Source organism: Devosia sp. (assembly GCF_030689745.1).
Classification (GTDB): Bacteria; Pseudomonadota; Alphaproteobacteria; order Rhizobiales; family Devosiaceae; genus Devosia; species Devosia alba.
In genome coordinates this window covers 1-16825 of record NZ_JAUYGL010000176.1, presented here as the reverse complement: position 1 = coordinate 16825, position 16825 = coordinate 1, and the positions used below count along the sequence as shown (strand labels likewise).

The following is a 16825-nucleotide window of genomic DNA, read 5'->3' as shown; positions in this document are numbered from 1 at the left end:
TCCGGTTGCCGTTTTCAGTGTGCCCGAGGTCTGCTTGAGCTGGCCCACCACGTCGGTCAGCTTGTCGGCCACCGCATTGGTGTCGGCCTTGAGTTTGGCAAAGGCCCCCTCATAGTCCCCTTCCATCCGCTGCGTCAGATCGGTGTTGGCCAGGGCAGCCAGCACCTCACCCGTCTCGCTCACCCCACGATTGACCGTCGCGACCAGATTGTTGACCGAACGCGCCAGGGTGTTGAGCTCGTCATCAGGAAATTCGGCGCCCACCTGCTGGCTGAAATCGCCGGCAATGGCGGCGTCCACCACCGCACCAAAGGCCCGTTGCAGATCCTGCATCATGGCGGCGCGATCCGCCTGGCTGGCAATGATCTGGGCCGCTTCCGCCTCGGTCATCTGCGCTACCTTGAGACCATTCTCGCGGAACACCTCAACGGCACGCGCCATGGCGCCGAGCTCGTCCGTGCCGTCAGCGCCGCGCACCTCGATATCAAGGTCGCCGTCAGCCAGCGCCTCCATCGTCGTGGTCAGTCGGCTGATCGGCCGGCTGATGCTGCGCGAAAAGAAGTATCCGACAAGTGCCGCAATGGCGAGCAGGGCCCCGCCCACCAGCAGGATCATGTTGCGCATATTGTCGACCGGCGCAAACACCTCGTCCTGCGGCTGCACAGCAGCGACTGCCCAGGTCACGCTACCGACGCTGACCGGGCCGGCATACACCATCATGGGCTCGCCACGATAATCGGTGCTGGTGCCCTCTCCGGACTCTCCGGCTACGGCGCGCACAATGACCGCCGAGCTGAGAGGAGTCTGCAGCACATCGGGCGCATCGGTACGCGGCGACTCGGTGCGCAGCAGGCCATCCGCCCCGACCACCACCACTTCGCCGCTTTCGCCAAGCCCCGACAGGGCCGAGATCCGCGCACTCAGTGCATCGGTCGAAATGGCGAACACCATGACGCCGGACTTTTGATCCTTGTCATAGACCGGCATCGCCATGAAGCTCTCGGCACTGCCAGTGGGGGCATAGGTCGAATAATCGACAAAGGCCGCCTGGCCATCATCGAGGCCCTTGGCAATCGCAAAGGCCTGCCCCAGCCCGGTCGCGGCCATCGCCGCATCAGTGACGACATTGGCTGCAAAGTCATCGTTCTTGGCCACCGAATAGACGACGTCGCCTGCGGCACTGATGAGCAGGACGTCGGAATAATCGCGCTCCTCCATCAGCGTGCGGAAGCCGGGGTGGTAGCGCTTGTGCGGCGCGTCATAGGATGCGCCCTTGCCATTGGCGCTGTCCAGCGCCGCGCGGTTCTCAGGATCGGGGTTGTCGGTAATATAGGCCGACCGCAACTGCGCGGCGGCGCGCTCAGCCAGGCCCATCCGCAGTTCATCAAGCGACCGGGTGAGGTTCTTCATGGCCGCCGCAGTGTCCGAACGCTGCACGAACAATCGCAGATCGACCTCAGCGCTGGTGTAATAGTCGCTGACCAGCGAGACGGCAGTGGTCAACGACGCCGCCACCGATTGGCTGCGCTGCTGCTGCACCGTGTTCAGCCCGATGAGATAGCTCGCAATGCCAACCCCAGCCCCCACCACCAGGGCGGAGCCGACCAGCACCAGCGGTAGCTTCTGGGCGATCTTCAGTTGCGGTAGAAATCCCATCAAACACTCCAGCTTTCATGCGGACCACCGTTCCATACCCGCTCGAAATATGGGCGAATGGCTGCATTATGTTGCAGCAAGAAGTGCGGTGGTCGTCCCCCTCATTTTCGGCCGAAGCCGACTGTGCAAACGATACATGTGGCAGCTTAACCACTCGTTACAGGCAAATTCCCGCCCACTCCAACGGAGCAGGACCAGGCCCAAAAACGAAAATGGCCACCCGAAGGTGGCCTCGTATCGCAGTCGGCATCGGCAGCTATCAGCTCAGCGCCCCGATCACCGCCTCGATACGCTTTTTCATCGTCGATGCGTCAAATGGCTTGATGATATAATTGTTCACGCCGAACGAAATCGCCTCCTTGACCTGTTCCTTGTCGGAACGGCCAGTCGCCATGATGAATGGCATGGCTTGCGTGCGCGGATGCTTGCGGATCACCTTGAGCAAGGTCAGTCCATCAATGTCTTCCATGTTCCAGTCGGAAATGATCAGGTCGACATTGGATTTCTCCAGCTTGCCCAGGGCATCGCGGCCGCTCTTGGCCTCAATGATGTCCTTGAAGCCAAGCTGGGTAAGGATGTACTTGCAGATACCGCGCATGGACTGCTGATCATCGACGATGAGAACACTGACTGCGCTGGCTTTAGGCATGGTCGAATTCACCTTCCTGGTGCCCGGGAACTGACGGTCCCGGTCTTTGAAGAAACACTAGGCAAGAAGCGTTACAAATCTCTCAATCACCGCACTGCGATTGTACAAGCTGGCTTCATGCTGCCGATTTGAGCCGTACCAAGGCGTTAGCCAGACGGCCCGCAATATCTTCCACCGGTGCCTGTTCCATAACGGCACCCTCTTCGAAGGCCACGCGCGGCATGCCATAGACCAGGGCCGATGATTTGCTCTGCCCCACGGTATAAGCGCCGGCATCGCGCATCAGCTTGAGACCACGCGCCCCATCGCGTCCCATGCCGGTCAGGATCGCCCCCACCGCCAGGCTTCCAACCGCCTTGGCCACCGATTCAAACAGGATATCGACGCTGGGCCGGTGGCCCGAGGTCAGCCCATCCTGGGCCAGCCGGCATTTCAGCTGTCCCGACGATCGCTCGACGCGCAAATGATAGTCGCCCTTGGCGATGTAGGCGTGGCCCGGCAACAGGACCATGCGGTCATCAGCTTCCACCACGGTGAGCGCACAGAGTTCATCAAGACGCGCGGCGAACCGGGCAGTGAAGCCAGACGGCATGTGCTGGGCGATGACTATGGGTGGGCAGTCGGCGGGCATCTGCGTCAGCACCGTGCGGATGGCTTCAACGCCGCCCGTCGAGGCCCCAATGGCAATCAGCGCCCCATGGGGACCCGCTGCGGTCTTGACCGCCATCTTGGGAACGTCGGCCCGCGAGGCCGAGCGACCCCGCACGTCGGACTTGGCCGCCGCGCGGATCTTGTCGCGCAGCCCCACGCCAAAGGCCTCGATGCCGCCGGCAAATTCGGCGCTCGGCTTGGCAACAAAGTCCACCGCGCCCAGTTCCAGCGCCAGCAGTGTTTCGCTGGCACCCTTGGTGGTCAGCGTCGACACCATGACCACCGGCGTCGGTCGCAGGCGCATCAGTTTCTCGAGAAACTGCAGCCCGTTCATATTGGGCATTTCAATGTCCAGCGTCACCACGTCGGGGTTGAGCTGCTTGATCTTCTCGCGCGCATCAATCGGATCGGTAGCCGTGGCCACCACTTCTATATCGCCATCGCGCGACAGCATGCGTGTCAGCACCTCACGAATGAGCGCTGAATCATCAACGACGAGGACCTTGATGCTCATGCTGCCTCCCGCTTGTTCAGTTTGAGCTTGGATTGATAGATTGTCTTGCCCACCAAGCGGAATCCGTCGCCACCCGAGCCCAGGTTTTCCGAATGGCCGATATAGAGAAAGCCTTCAGGTGCCATCAACTGGCTGAAGCGACCGAACACTTCGCCCTGCGTGGCCTTGTCAAAATAGATCGCAACATTGCGGCAGAAGATGGCGTCGAATGGCCCCCGCATCGGCCACGGGCCAATAAGGTTGAGCGGTTTGAACGAGACGAGCGCCCGAACCGCATCGGGTATCCTGATGGTGCCATCGCCGGGTCGCACCAGCGGCGCCGCCCGTTCATGGGACAACCCGCTCAACTCGCTTTCGGGATACACCCCATGCGCCGCCTTCTCGAGCACAGCCGTATCGATGTCGGTGCCCAGGATCTTGAAGTCCCAGCGTTTGAGGTCGGGGAATGCACCCAGCAGATCCATACCGATGGTATAGGGTTCCTGCCCGGTCGAGCAGCCCGCCGACCAGATGCGCAGGCGGCTGCCGCGTGGCTTGGTCGCCAGCAGCGTCTGCACATGCTTGCGCAGATGGTCAAAGTGATGGTCTTCGCGATAGAAGCGGGTCAGGTTCGTGGTCAGCGCGTTGACAAAATCCTGCCCATTCTGGGCCGATCCGCCGCGCTCCAGAAAGTCGACATAGGCATCAAAGCTGGGCAGGCCCAAATTGCGCACGATCTTGGACAGCCGGGAGATGACCAGTGTCCGCTTCGCGTCGCTGAGCGAGATTCCTGCGACCTGATAAACCCGGCTCTTGACCCGCGCAAATTCACGTTCGCTAAGGGAAATTTCCCCTTGTTCCATGCCGCCCATCCCAATTGTCCCGACCGCCCGTTATGGGCACCCGTTTAAGCGTTCGCCCCACGTCAATCGCCCGGTCAACCCACTCAGCGTCGACACGCCCCCGATTGAGGGTTGGGCCATAGTGGGGCTTGCATTACTTAGATTGCGTAAATGCGCCCCCAGATCGGCACTCATTTTTGAAAGTCTTTGGATTGACCAGCCTCATCGGCGCTGCGTATTCGCAAAGACTGGTCCTTTTCGCCGACCGCCGCCGCGCCGATGACTAGAACAATTCGATGTCGGTTATTGGCGCAGGAATGATCACGTGGCGCTTGGCGAGCGCAATTTCTTCACGGGCCACATTGGCACCGGAAGCATTATCGAGTCGTTTCACAAAGGCGCGGCCAGAATGCGGTTTGAACAGCACGCGTCTGGCATAGGTGCCACCCACGTCCTCGCTGACCGAAACATAGCCTTCGGCAGCCAGGAACTCATGCACGAAATCAATGTTCTTGCGCCCGACATCGTCAAGCGCCGCATTGATCTTGCCGCCCCCAAACACCTTGATTTCCAGATTCGACTTGCGGCCGCTGCCCTGGCTGAGAACCTTGTTGATCAACTGCTCCATGGCGAAGGCGCCATATCGTGCCGAGGCACCATAACGGTCCTTGGCGGCACCCGACTGCTCAGCCAGCAGGAAGTGATTCATCCCCCCGACATTGGCAACCGTGTCGCGAACGCAAGCGGAGATGCACGAGCCCAGAACGGTGGACAGGGTCAGGTCCACCGCGTTTGAAACGTGGCAGTCGCCCTGATGAACCGTCGTAACCACGCCACGATCAAATTCGGGAGGTAATGCATTCACTAATGTCATCTAGCGCATTCAGACCCGAGTACCGTCAACGAATCCACCCTAGCGCCAGACTCGTTAGCCGATTGCTAACTACGTCGACCATGGACGGCACAAGACCGGTGTTTTGCAACAACTGCTTTAGGAATGTCAGGGTATTCTGCAGCCCAAGGCTAGGATCACATTGTATGTCACTGCACAAACTCGCCAAAGAACTCGACGAGACCGCGCGCCAATCGGCTTCGATGCTGGAAGGCATTGCCGAGGCGCTGGAAATTCTCTCAGACAGCAAGCTGAACAAGGACGCATCGGTCCGCGACGCCGTCCAGATGATCGTCATCGCCTTGCAGGGCCAGGATCGCATTGAGCAGCGATGCCACAATCTGGCATTGGCAACGCGTCAGTTTGCTCTGCTGCCTGCCTCAACGCCCCAAAGCGTGTTTGACGAGATCTGGTCGAGCCTGTCACTTGACGAATTGCGCTTGCCCGCCCTGTCCGGCGTCGCTGCCCATCAAAATCACGGCGAAGTCGATCTGTTCTGATCGGCGCCGCCTGATCGCTGCTGCGCGCTGCAGGCCGACCGCTACGGTATGGCTGACCTGGATAGTGATCCTCTGCCGCGCCCGTTCCATACATTGAAATCTGATGCGAACGCGCCGCGGCATTGTTTTGTCGCGCGCACAATCCCGCCACGACCCGGGCGCTTGACCCACAAAAAAAAGGGCGCTCGTGGCGCCCTTCATGCTTGGCAATGGACTGGTGATCTAGCCGTCCAGCTTGGCGCCACTGACCACCGCGTGCAGGTCGATCAATCCGACCATGCGGCTGTCATGGGTAACAATACCATTGAGCAGTTCGGTATCGACCGAATTGCCTTCCGGTACATTGTGGATATCGTCGCGCGAGACCGTCAGAATGTCACTGACCGCATCGACCAGAATGCCAACCCATTTGTCGCCAACGCTCATCACCACCACCACATGGTTCTTGGTGGGCGAGGTCGGGCCGTCGCCAAAACGGGCCCGCAGATCGAAGATCGGCACAATCGTGCCGCGCAGATTGATCACACCACGCACGAACTCACGGGTATTGGGCAGCGGCGTCGCGCCGTTCCAGGCCCGGATTTCTCGCACCGTGGTAATCTCCACGCCATAAGTCTGCTCACCGATCGAAAAAGCGATCAATTGCAGGGAATTCTGGGCGGCGATGGCGGACTTGTCGCCCATCTCGTCGCGCATACCGAGCGCTTCCATAGTTATTGCCTTTCTTTCGCCTGTTCTGGACGAACTACACTTTTACAAACAGCCCTTAGGCCGCACTCTTCTGAATTATCGAGGTCTTGAGGCCCTGCACATCAACGATCAGCGCCACATTGCCGTCACCCAGGATCGTGCCGCCAGCGACGCCTTCCACACTCTGGAAGTTCTCTTCCAGAGATTTGATCACCACCTGCTGCTGGCCGATAATGTCGTCGACGACGAGTGCCACCTTGTGGCTTCCCTCCGCCTCACACAGCACCACGAACCGGTTTTCCTGCGCGGTGTCGGCAACCAGATCGAAACGCTCGACCAGGTCGATGACCTGAACATACTCGCCGCGAACCTGCAGCACCTGGCCACCGCTGGGCACCCGCTCGAAGCTGGCGCGTGAACACTGAATGGTCTCAACAATCGAGCTCAGCGGCACCACATAGGGGCTGCCCCCCACTCGCACCAGCATGACGTCGAGCACCGCCAGGGTAAGCGGCAGGCGCAGCGTCATCCGCGTACCCTTGCCGGTCCAGCTGCGCACATGCACCGAGCCACCAATCTTCTTGATATTGCTCAGCACCACATCCATGCCAACCCCGCGACCCGACAGATCGCTGACCTCGCTGGCCGTCGAAAATCCGGGCGCAAAGATCAACTGGTCGATCTGCTCCTCGGTCGGATTGGCATCAGGGGCGACAACGCCCTTGTCGCGCGCCACTTGCAGCACACGCTCGCGATTGATCCCGCCGCCATCATCTTCGACGATGATCAGGATATTGCCACCCGCCTGCTCGGCCGACAGGCGAATCGTGCCGGTCTCGTTCTTGCCGCGCGCGGTGCGGACATCTGGTGTTTCGATACCGTGATCGGCTGAGTTGCGGATCATATGCGTCAGGGGATCGGACAACTGCTCGATCACCGTCTTGTCGATTTCGGTGTTTTCGCCGATCGTCTCGAGCTTGATCTTCTTGTCGGTCTTGGTCGCCAGCTCGCGCACCAGGCGCGGCATGCGCGAGAACACCGATTTGACCGGTTGCGCGCGAATGGCCATCACCGAATCCTGCAGACCACGGGTGGTCTGCGCCAACACTTCAAGACCACGCACCAATTCGGTATACCGCACCCGCAGGGTCTCATCCATCTGCTGGGTCAGCATTGACTGGGTGATCACGAGTTCGCCCACCATGTTGACCACACGATCGACCTTGTCGAGATCAACCCGGATCGACTGCACCCCAACAGCGCGACCGCTGCTTTCCTCACTATCCGATGGCGTGGCGGCAGCCAGCACGACGGGTTTGGGAGGTGTTTTGACGACTGGTGGCGGGGCCATCGATTCGGCCAGCTCGGCAAAGCTCAGCGCCGGTGGTTCCTCAAAGCTGTCCTGAGCCGTCGCCGCCAGGCTGGGCTGGGGCGCTTCTTCCTTGTCGAAATCGAGCAGGTCGGCAATTTCTTCGTCGGCCAGTGCCAGCAGGTCATCAGCGCCATTGGCAGCCACCGGTGCGACGGCATCGGCGGCGGCAATGGCGGCGTCCGCGCCATCATCGAGCGTGGCGCTGGCACCCAGCTGGGCCACGACAATGTCGCAGTCACCGTCAACGAACTCGAAGACTTCGCGGATCATCGCCTCGTTCAGCGTCGCCGAAACCAGAGTGATCTCCCAGCTGCAATACACTGCAAACGGCTCGAAATCGGCCAGTGCCGGTACCTCGCCAATTACGGCCCGCACATGCATCTCACCCAGAGCGGCCAGCTCGCGGAAGAGCAGCAGAGGATCATTGGCCCGCGCATAGAGGGCCCGATGCGGGGTGAATTTGATTTCCCAATGGCCGGATTCGATCTGCATCGGTGCGGCGTCAAAGGCGTCCTCAACCGGACTATCGTCGCCGGCATCCAGCGCCATTGCCGCCTCGTCAGCGTCCAGCGCGTCGCTGCCCAGCTGCACCATTACCGGCACGAACTCGATGTCGAACTCTTCGACATGTTCACCGCCGACATCATCGTCCTCGCCCTTGTCCCCGCGCGCCAGCGCATCGAACCGGTTCTTTTCTTCCATGCCGTAATCGGCGGCCAACGCCTCGCCGGTCTGGGCGGCATTGACATGATCGGCAATAATGTCATTGGCGCGAATGCACAGCACAACGACGTCATCGGTCAGTTCAACCCGGCCGTCGCGGACATAGTCGAGCAAGGTTTCATAAGCGTGGGCAAAGCCCACCATGGCCGAGAACCCGAAGGCCCCGGCGCCGCCCTTGATCGAGTGTATGGCGCGGAACACCGCGTTTAACCGGTCAGCATCGCGTTCGCCCGCTTCAATCGCGGCGAACTGCTCCTCCAACTCGTTCAGGAGTTCGGAACACTCGTCAAAATAGGTGGCTTTGAAGTCGTCAAGATCACTCATGCGGGAAGTCCAACCCTTCTGGGCTCTTGGTGTTAATGCACCACGCGATGGATGACGGAGATCAGTTTTTCAGGATCGAATGGTTTGACAATCCAGCCAGTGCCCCCGGCCGCTTTGCCCTGATCACGCTTGTCCTGCGATGTCTCGGTAGTCAGAATCAGGATCGGCAGGCTCTGGTGATTACCGGTGGCCCGGACATTGCGGATAAACTCGATGCCATCCATTATCGGCATGTTGATATCGGTAATGATCACATCCACCGCCTCGGTCTTGAGCACATCAAGACCTTGCTGCCCGTCCTCAGCCTGCAAAACCTCAAATCCGGCATTGCTCAGCGTGTGGTGCAGCATGGCCAGGATTGTCCTCGAATCGTCCACGGTTAGAACCCGCAAAGCCGTCATCCTCTTATCATTCCTGAAAACTGCGCCCCAAGGCCCAGACGCTCAACGGCAGTGCTCATAGCCGCACTTGGCTGCAAAATAGCAAACTCGAGATGGTTTCTTCGCGCGGTCTCAGCTGCACTGATCAGCATGAACAATGCGTTGGTACTGACCCGCTCAACCCCGCCTGCATCAACCGCCACCGGACCTTCGTCGATCGCGTCCAGCAGCGCATCCCTGATGCCATCAAGCGAATCAAGGTCGATGATCGCGGGTAAAGCGACTGTTCTTTCGGCCTTGTTACTCATGTGTGCTGCCTGCCCCAGGAGATTCCTCAAGCATCCACATTCCACGGGAACGGTTTAAGAAGTGCTAAGTTCGGCCATACTCTGGTCACCACATGGACGCTATTTCGGCATCCTGCGCTCCAAGGGCCATCAGCCCCTGCCTCCAAACCACTGCGGCGCGTCACTTCCCCGCTGCAGTTTTGCTTGCCTTGGCTGCTGGCGGAGGGGTAACGCAGGCATATCAGTCGAGATCGGACCCAGTATGACCAATTCCATCGCCCTCACTGGCCTGGCGCGCGACCTTGCCGCCCGCGCCGAAACCGGCAAGCCGATTCGCGTGGGCGTTATCGGCTCGGGGGAGATGGGGACCGATCTGGTGACCCAGATGAGCCTGATGACCGGCATAGAAATGGCGGCCATCGCCACCCGCCGCCCGCACACGGCGCTGGACGCCATGACCATTGCCTATGGCGATGACAGCCGGGGGCGCGTGGCCGACACGCCTGCCCAGGCCACCGCTGCCATCGAGGCGGGCAAGATTGCCATCACCTCGGCGGAGACCCTGGTCACCACCCCCAATATCGATGTTGTCATCGACGCCACTGGCAAGCCCGGCGTGGCCGCCGACTATGACCTGCTGGCCATGGAGCATGGCAAGCATCTGGTGATGATGAATGTGGAAGCCGATGTCACCATCGGCCCCTATCTCAAGGCCCAGGCCGACCGGCTGGGCGTCATCTATTCCGTCGGCGCCGGCGATGAGCCCAGCTCCTGCATGGAACTGATTGAATTTGTTACAGCTTTGGGCCTGCCCATCGTCGCTGCCGGCAAGGGTAAGAACAACCCGCTCAAGCATGACGCAGTGCCTGATGACTATCGCGAAGAAGCCCTGCGCCGGAACATGAACCCGCGCATGCTGGTCGAATTTGTGGATGGGTCCAAGACCATGGTCGAGATGGCCGCCATCGCCAATGCGACCGGCCTGGTACCTGATGTGCCGGGCATGCACGGCCCCAATACCGACCGCGACAACATGGCCAAGGTATTGATTCCACAGGCTGATGGCGGGATTCTGCACAAGAGCGGCGTGGTCGATTTCACCGTCGGTAAGGGTGTGGCGCCGGGGGTTTTCGTCATCGTCAAAGCCGAGCATCCCCGCATTATCGAGCGGATGGATGACCTCCATATCGGGCATGGGCCGTATTACGCTTTCTTCCGCCCCTACCATCTGACGAGCCTGGAAGTCCCGCTGACCTGCGCCCGCATCATGCTGCATGGCAAGCCCGATATGGTGCCGCTGCCCAACCCGGTGGCCGAGGTCTGCGCCGTCGCAAAGCGCGATCTCAAGCCGGGCGAAACCTTTGATGCCATTGGAGAAACCTGCTATCGCAGCTTCACCATGACCATCGGTGACAGCCGCGCTGCCAGGGCAATTCCGGTGGGTCTGCTGGAGGGCGGCAAGGTCACCGCAGCGGTCAAAAAGGGCGAGCTTTTGACCCAGGCCAACAGCCAGCCGGACACCTCTACCCGGCTATTTGCCCTGCGCCAGGCACAGGACCGAATGTTAGCATTATCGTAGTTTTTCGTAGCATTTTCGTAGCGGTTTTTGCCCGATGGGTGCCCGGACCGTCACCCCTGACTGGTCGGCAACTTGATTCTCCGATGCCGAGCGGCTAATTCCTGACTAACCAAATCAGGAAAGCGACCATGGACGTGATCGTCGACCCCCGCGCACCGCAGCGCCTCCGCCACGAAACCCGCATGCGCCTGCTCACGGTAATCGCCATTGCCGATCTCACCCCCAGCATGCGCCGCATCACCCTTGGGGGCGATCTGACCGGCTTTGCCGCCCCCGGCCATGCCGACCATATCAAGGCCTTCTTCTTTCCCCCCGGCGTTGAACCGAAACTGGTGCCGATCGGGCCGCGCGGCGCCGAATTCGCCGAGGGCGAACGGCCGGAAATGCGCGACTACACCCCGCGGCAATATGACCTCGATGCCGGCACGCTGGATCTCGATTTCGTGCTGCATGGCGACGGCCCCGCCTCAAGCTGGGCGGCCCAGGCCAGCATCGGCCAGACCCTGGTGATCGGCGGCCCGCGCGGCTCGCTGATCGTGCCGGCGGCGTTTGACTGGTATCTGCTGGCGGGCGACGAAACCGCCATCCCCGCATTGGCCCGCCGCATCGCCGAACTGCCCGAAGGCGCCCCGGTGATCGCGGTGATCGAGGTGGACAACCCGGCCGAACACCAGCCGCTGCCCGGCAGTGCCGATGTGCGGCTCATCCATGTCTATCGCAATGGCGCGCCGGCCGGCAGCACCAGCCTGATACTCGACCGGCTCCGGGTGACCAACTTTCCCGAGGGCACCGGCTATGCCTATGTCGCGGGCGAAGCCAGCATGAGCAAGGCGGTGCGCGCCCACCTGACCGGCGAGCGCGGCTTTGCCCCGGACTATGTCAAGGCCGCCGGCTACTGGCGGCTCGGCACGCCCGATGCGCAAGAGGACCACTAGCGGCACTTGCCGGCAGGTCATGGCGCGTGAGATGAATTGGCCTGATCCAGCCCGGGCGCTGGCCGGATTGGACCGGCGCCCCACTCAACAAGGCCACACCCCATGAGCGTGATCGCCACCATCCTCGTTGCCCTGATTGCCCTGCTGCACCTTTATATCATGGTGCTCGAAATGTTCCTGTGGACCACGCCGCGCGCCGCCAAGGCGTTTGGCCTGACCCCGGAACTGGCCGCCCAGACCAAGGCGCTGGCCGCCAATCAGGGGCTCTATAACGGCTTTCTCGCTGCCGGGCTGATCTGGAGCCTGCTCTATCCCCTGCCCGGCTTTGCCTGGCAGCTCGCCATGTTCTTCCTGACCTGCGTCGCGGTGGCCGGCATTTTCGGCGCCGTGACCGCCAGCCGCAAGATAGTGTTCATCCAGACCGTGCCGGCCGTGCTGGCCATGCTGGCGCTGATGTTTGTGTGATCCACTGAAGCTTCAGTCATCACCCTCCCCCCTGCGGGGAGGGTCAGGGAGGGGGGCGGCTCACCCCAATATGAGGGCTCTCGCACCCCCTCCCAACCTCCCCCGTAAAGGGGGAGGTGCCCACCGGTGATGGTGACGTGATCGCCTTCTAACCCGCCAGCGCCGCCAGCACCCGGACCCAGCTGCGGATGCCGCGGTGGTAGCTGGCCAGATCGTATTTCTCGTTGGGCGAGTGGATCTGGTCGTCGACATGGGCAAAGCCGATCAGCAGCGTATCGAGCCCCAGAATGCGCTTGAAATCGCCGGCCACCGGAATCGAGCCGCCCGAACCGGTCATCACCGCCGGCCTGCCCCATTCCGCCGACAGCCCGGCCAGCGCCTGGCGCAAATGCGTGCCGTCACTGGGCACGGTAATCGCCGGGGCGCCGCCATGGGCGGTGAATTTTACCGAGCAATCGGCCGGGATCATGGCCTGCACATGCTTGCGGAAGGCGGCGCGGATCTTGTCGGGCACCATGCCCGAAACCAGCCGGAAGCTTATCTTGGCGCTGGCCTTGGCCGGAATGACCGTCTTGAAGCCGTCCCCGGTATAGCCGCCGATCATGCCATTGATTTCGCAGGTGGGCCGCGCCCACAGCATTTCGAGCACGCTGCGGCCCGCCTCGCCCGCCGGAATCGATAGCCCGGCTTCGTCCAGATAGGCCGCCTCGTCAAACCCCAGCCCGGCCCATTGCGCCTTGAGCTCGGGGCTGATTTCGGCGACGTCGTCGTAAAACCCTTCCAGCGTCACGCTGCCATCGGGCGCCCGCAGGCTGGCGATGATCTCGGCCAGCAGCTGATTGGGGTTGCGCGCCGCATTGCCGAACATGCCCGAATGCAGATCCTTGTTGGCGCAGGTGATCTCGATTTCCTCACCCACCATGCCGCGCAGCATGGTGGTGATGGACGGGGTCTGGCGGTCCCACATATCGGTATCGCAGACCAGGGCGATATCGGCGGTGCCCAGCGCCTCCTTATGGGCCTCCATGAAGGGCGGCAGGTTCTTGCCGCCGCTTTCCTCCTCGCCCTCCAGCATCAGCGACACGGTGACCGGCAGGGCGCCCGCCACCGCCTGCCAGGCGCGGCAGGCTTCGATAAAGGTCAGCATCTGGCCCTTGTCGTCGGAGGCGCCGCGCGCCACGATCACCTTGCGCCCCTTGGCATCGGTGCTCAGCACCGGCTCGAACGGATCGCTGTGCCAGAGCGCGACCGGATCGACCGGCTGCACATCATAATGGGCGTAAAACAGCACATGCGGCCCGCTCTGTTCGGCCCCCCTGGCCCACACCACCGGATGGCCCGGCGTGGCATGCGCTGCCGCATCAAAGCCGATGCCCTTGAGCTCGCCGACAATCCAGTCGGCGGCACGCTGGCACTCGGCCTTGTAGGCCGGATCGGTGGAAATCGATTTGATGCGCAACAGCGCATAGAGGCGCTCGAGACTCTGCTCGAGCCCTTCATCGACATGGGCCAGAACCTGGTCCAATACGGCGTCGATTGGTTTGCTCATGGGGGCGACTCCTTGTTGCCGCTACCCTTGACCAAGCCGCGCCACGCTGTCCAGCGCGGCGTGGCGCCGCAAGGGGCATGCGGTTTTGCGCAGGGCAATTTATATTGTCACACTATTGCCCCCATGCTTAAGGTCAAACCACGCAGTTTTGCGCCAGGAGAGCCGGCATGAGCACAGGGGCGGACCCACAGCGCAGCGCGGGCGATCTGATCGCCGCCATTGCCGGCCGCACGCTGCCGCGCAACCTGCATTCGCTGGTGCTCGGGCAATTGGGCCTGGCCATTGTCGGCGGCGAATTTGCCGAGGGCAGCATTCTGCCCGCCGACGCCGAACTGCTGCAACGCTTTGGCGTATCGCGCACCGTGCTGCGCGAGGCGCTGAAAACCCTCGCCGCCAAGGGCATGATCGAGGCGCGCGCCCGGATCGGCACCCGCGTGCTGCCGCGCGCCCGCTGGAGCCTGTTTGATGCCGATGTGCTGTCCTGGCACTTCCAGACCGGCCCTGACGAAGCGTTCTTGCGCAGCCTGGCCGAAATCCGCATCGGGGTGGAACTGGAATCAGCCGCGCTGGCTGCCAGCCGCCGCAGCGATGACCAGGCCCACGCGCTGCTCGACTGCGCCCACGCCATGGGCCAGACCACCAGCGCCGAGGATTTCGCCCGCACCGACCTGCTGTTTCACCGCACCGTGGCCGAGGCCTCAGGCAATCCCTTCATGGCCTCGATCAGCACGCTGGTGGAACTGGCCCTGACCGCCGCCTTCACCATCAGCTCCCCGGTCAACGACCCCGCCGCGCTTGCCGCCGCCGCCGCCGCCCACACCCGCATCGCCGAAGCGATCAAGGCCGGCGACGCCGCCCAAGCACGCGTGGCAATGCGCGCGGTGATTACCAATGGACTGGAACGGCAGATGAAGGCGCGGGGGTGAGGGGATAAAGTCGTCGATGCCAAAGCGGGGGGGAAGCGGTTCCACTTCCAGGCAACCACGGAACCCTGTGCCAGGTTCTTGATCTGTATGGGAACTGGTGGAGCTGAGCGGGGCGTCCACCATGACCCGAGACACCCGGAATGCATAGGTTCTGTAGGACGGGTGGTGAAAATCACCCAACTGCAGTGAACCCTTGTGCCGTCTAACCGGTGTTAAGATTTGTCAATTTGTTGGCGGATGCGACGAGGCCGCCTACCAATCAACGGCCCAGACCTAGTCAGGTCGGACGAGCATCAAAGACTAGTACCATCCCGACAACTGCAAATAGCATCGTTCCTCTAGATCGGTTGCATCGTGTGGCTTCCACCATCTTGCTAACGAAAGCCGCACCAATGTTCCTGCAGGTATAGTCTGTAGTGGCTCCTGCTCCCCACATAGGACATTGCTTTCTTGAGTACCCATTGCGGATACCCATCTCCGTTGCCCCCGGCACAGGCGATGAACTAGGACGTAGCGTCGAGCAAGTCTGTGTCGTGCTTCTCCTAGTCGCTGCGGCGTTTCTCAAAATCTGTCAGGTCCAGAGGCGTTCCTATGCCAGTGGCTTGTCGCACATGAGTGACAATGGCCCCGTACAGATCGCCCCGAGCGCCTACTACGTTTTTGGGTAATCCGGCTGAGCCAGTTCGAACAAACAGCCCCCGTATTATGTCCGCATCCGCCTGCCAAGCCAGAGCTTGTGAGACTTGGTGTTTTTTGGACAGAGAAATTGAGATCATCGACGCTTGCTGCAAATCCATGCCCATAATTTCAGCCTTAAACAACTGACCGTCGCCCCCACGCACCTCCGGTCTTCCCGCACTCCACGACAGCACCAGGGGGCACTTAGCGATCAGTTCACACAGCGCCTGATAGTAGCTCGAATATTCTGGAAGCCTTGTCAGTTGATCTCGAAGCCGGACCTTGCCGGGAAGGTCTGCTGAGTGCCAAGGGAAACCTTCGACTTGCAGCACTCGCTTATAACCGAACGCTTCTGCAAGACCACGCATCGCACGAATGTTTCCCAGCGCCGCGCCCTTTAGTTCGCCACTTCCTGAATAGTAGTTCGCCAATAGGCGTGACATCTCTTGGTAGCTGGCTGGAAGTCCCTGCGGACACAAAAGCGATATCCCGTCCCGTAGCTGAACGGGCATGCCGCCCCCAGGATTTGTAGTAAGAAACACACAGAAATCCTCACCATCACCAAAATCAAGATACGGCTCCGGCATATATTCTAGGTCAAAAATGTTGCGCATTATTGGATTATCAATAGTAGCCCCGGATACCCACGCTTGGTATACGTCCTCACTACTGCTTCGATATCTGTTTAGAGCGTCGGTCAATGGCATTGTTTATTCTCATCTAGATTCGTGAACCTGCTGCTACTTAATCGATCCGAAGACATGCTGGCAAACATCGGCTGTCCGTGTTGGTTCTTATTTTCCGATCAATGGCGCGTGGTGTGACTGAGGTGAAACAACGGACCATTTTGGAGAATTTTCTGTCAGCATATTCAGAGATGGTCCATTGCCCAGTTACCCCCGGTGGGGGCGAGTGCCGGAGAGAACTTGATGCACGATGTTGAACCACCGCTGTTGAGCCGCTTCGGAAGCGGCTAATCGGAAGTAGAAAACACCATGCCGGGAGCGTTGTGGATTGGTCGGAATGAACAAGGAAATGTCCCACCTGGATGTCCCACCAAGCAAAACCTATAGCTAAGTCCTTGATTTTCATCGGAATGGTGGAGCTGAGCGGGATCGAACCGCTGACCTCGTCATTGCGAACGACGCGCTCTCCCAACTGAGCTACAGCCCCGCTCCGATCGGCGGCTTGTTAGCCGATCCGATCGGTTTGGGCCAGAGGTTTTTTGAGGTGC

General features: G+C 60.9%; 16 protein-coding genes and 1 tRNA gene. 5 read left to right on the top strand and 12 right to left on the bottom strand.

Annotation, left to right across the window (positions count from 1 at the left end; translation table 11 throughout):
- The 5 genes from Q8O80_RS15390 to Q8O80_RS15370 all read right to left on the bottom strand — a co-directional run.
- Positions 1-1656: HAMP domain-containing protein (locus tag Q8O80_RS15390; protein WP_305580800.1), on the bottom strand; the 1656-nt coding region annotated here is incomplete at its 3' end.
- A 259-nt stretch (positions 1657-1915) separates the two neighbouring features.
- Positions 1916-2305, bottom strand: coding sequence for a response regulator (locus Q8O80_RS15385; protein WP_056233086.1), 390 nt, complete (start codon positions 2303-2305; stop codon positions 1916-1918).
- Positions 2306-2420: 115 nt separating this feature from the next.
- Positions 2421-3470: a chemotaxis response regulator protein-glutamate methylesterase gene (locus Q8O80_RS15380; protein WP_305580795.1), complete on the bottom strand. Its 1050-nt coding sequence runs from the start codon at positions 3468-3470 to the stop codon at positions 2421-2423.
- Positions 3467-4312, bottom strand: coding sequence for a protein-glutamate O-methyltransferase CheR (locus tag Q8O80_RS15375; RefSeq protein WP_305580793.1), 846 nt, complete (start codon positions 4310-4312; stop codon positions 3467-3469). Before Q8O80_RS15375 ends, Q8O80_RS15380 begins: the two co-directional genes overlap by 4 nt.
- 262 nt (positions 4313-4574) lie before the next feature.
- Entirely contained in the window at positions 4575-5165 is a 591-nt protein-coding gene (locus Q8O80_RS15370; RefSeq protein ID WP_305580791.1) for a chemotaxis protein CheD, read from the bottom strand.
- Between the two features lie 164 nt (positions 5166-5329).
- Between Q8O80_RS15370 and Q8O80_RS15365 the strand changes: the two genes are divergently transcribed.
- Positions 5330-5683: a hypothetical protein gene (locus Q8O80_RS15365; protein WP_305580789.1), complete on the top strand. Its 354-nt coding sequence runs from the start codon at positions 5330-5332 to the stop codon at positions 5681-5683.
- Positions 5684-5905: 222 nt separating this feature from the next.
- On the opposite strand, the gene Q8O80_RS15360 is transcribed toward Q8O80_RS15365, so the two are convergent.
- The 4 genes from Q8O80_RS15360 to Q8O80_RS15345 are packed head-to-tail and all read right to left on the bottom strand — an operon-like array spanning position 5906 to position 9480.
- A complete protein-coding gene (locus Q8O80_RS15360; protein WP_193334385.1) occupies positions 5906-6394 on the bottom strand; it encodes a chemotaxis protein CheW in 489 nt (162 codons plus the stop codon).
- Positions 6395-6449: 55 nt separating this feature from the next.
- Positions 6450-8792 carry a chemotaxis protein CheA gene (locus tag Q8O80_RS15355; protein ID WP_305580785.1) on the bottom strand — a complete coding sequence of 781 codons (2343 nt, stop codon included), beginning with the start codon at positions 8790-8792 and terminating at the stop codon, positions 6450-6452.
- 32 nt (positions 8793-8824) lie between these two features.
- Complete coding sequence (locus Q8O80_RS15350) at positions 8825-9193, bottom strand: response regulator (RefSeq protein WP_305580782.1); 369 nt, start codon at positions 9191-9193, stop codon at positions 8825-8827.
- Positions 9190-9480 (bottom strand): lipid asymmetry maintenance protein MlaB, encoded by a 291-nt coding sequence (locus tag Q8O80_RS15345; protein ID WP_305580780.1) that lies wholly within the window; start codon positions 9478-9480, stop codon positions 9190-9192. The genes Q8O80_RS15350 and Q8O80_RS15345 overlap by 4 nt, the downstream gene beginning before the upstream one ends.
- A 241-nt stretch (positions 9481-9721) precedes the next feature.
- On the opposite strand from Q8O80_RS15345, the gene Q8O80_RS15340 reads away from it, so the two are divergent.
- The 3 genes from Q8O80_RS15340 to Q8O80_RS15330 all read left to right on the top strand — a co-directional run bounded on the left by Q8O80_RS15340 (position 9722) and on the right by Q8O80_RS15330 (position 12438).
- Positions 9722-11038, top strand: a complete 1317-nt coding sequence (locus Q8O80_RS15340) for an NAD(P)H-dependent oxidoreductase (RefSeq protein ID WP_305580778.1) — start codon at positions 9722-9724, stop codon at positions 11036-11038.
- A 128-nt stretch (positions 11039-11166) separates the two neighbouring features.
- Positions 11167-11973, top strand: a complete 807-nt coding sequence (locus tag Q8O80_RS15335; protein ID WP_305580776.1) for a siderophore-interacting protein — start codon at positions 11167-11169, stop codon at positions 11971-11973.
- 108 nt (positions 11974-12081) lie between these two features.
- A complete protein-coding gene (locus tag Q8O80_RS15330; RefSeq protein ID WP_305580802.1) occupies positions 12082-12438 on the top strand; it encodes a DUF1304 domain-containing protein in 357 nt (118 codons plus the stop codon).
- Positions 12439-12586: 148 nt separating this feature from the next.
- Here Q8O80_RS15330 and Q8O80_RS15325 read toward each other — a convergent pair whose 3' ends face one another.
- Complete coding sequence (locus Q8O80_RS15325; RefSeq protein ID WP_305580774.1) at positions 12587-13987, bottom strand: M20/M25/M40 family metallo-hydrolase; 1401 nt, start codon at positions 13985-13987, stop codon at positions 12587-12589.
- A gap of 167 nt (positions 13988-14154) precedes the next feature.
- Between Q8O80_RS15325 and Q8O80_RS15320 the strand changes: the two genes are divergently transcribed.
- Positions 14155-14913, top strand: coding sequence for a FadR/GntR family transcriptional regulator (locus Q8O80_RS15320; RefSeq protein ID WP_305580772.1), 759 nt, complete (start codon positions 14155-14157; stop codon positions 14911-14913).
- Between the two features lie 542 nt (positions 14914-15455).
- Here the strand turns inward: Q8O80_RS15320 and Q8O80_RS15315 are convergent.
- The gene (locus Q8O80_RS15315; protein WP_305580770.1) at positions 15456-16205 is read right to left on the bottom strand and encodes a hypothetical protein; all 750 of its coding nucleotides are present in this window, start codon (positions 16203-16205) and stop codon (positions 15456-15458) included.
- Between the two features lie 483 nt (positions 16206-16688).
- Positions 16689-16764 (bottom strand) — tRNA-Ala (locus Q8O80_RS15310).
- Positions 16765-16825: the final 61 nt, after the last annotated feature.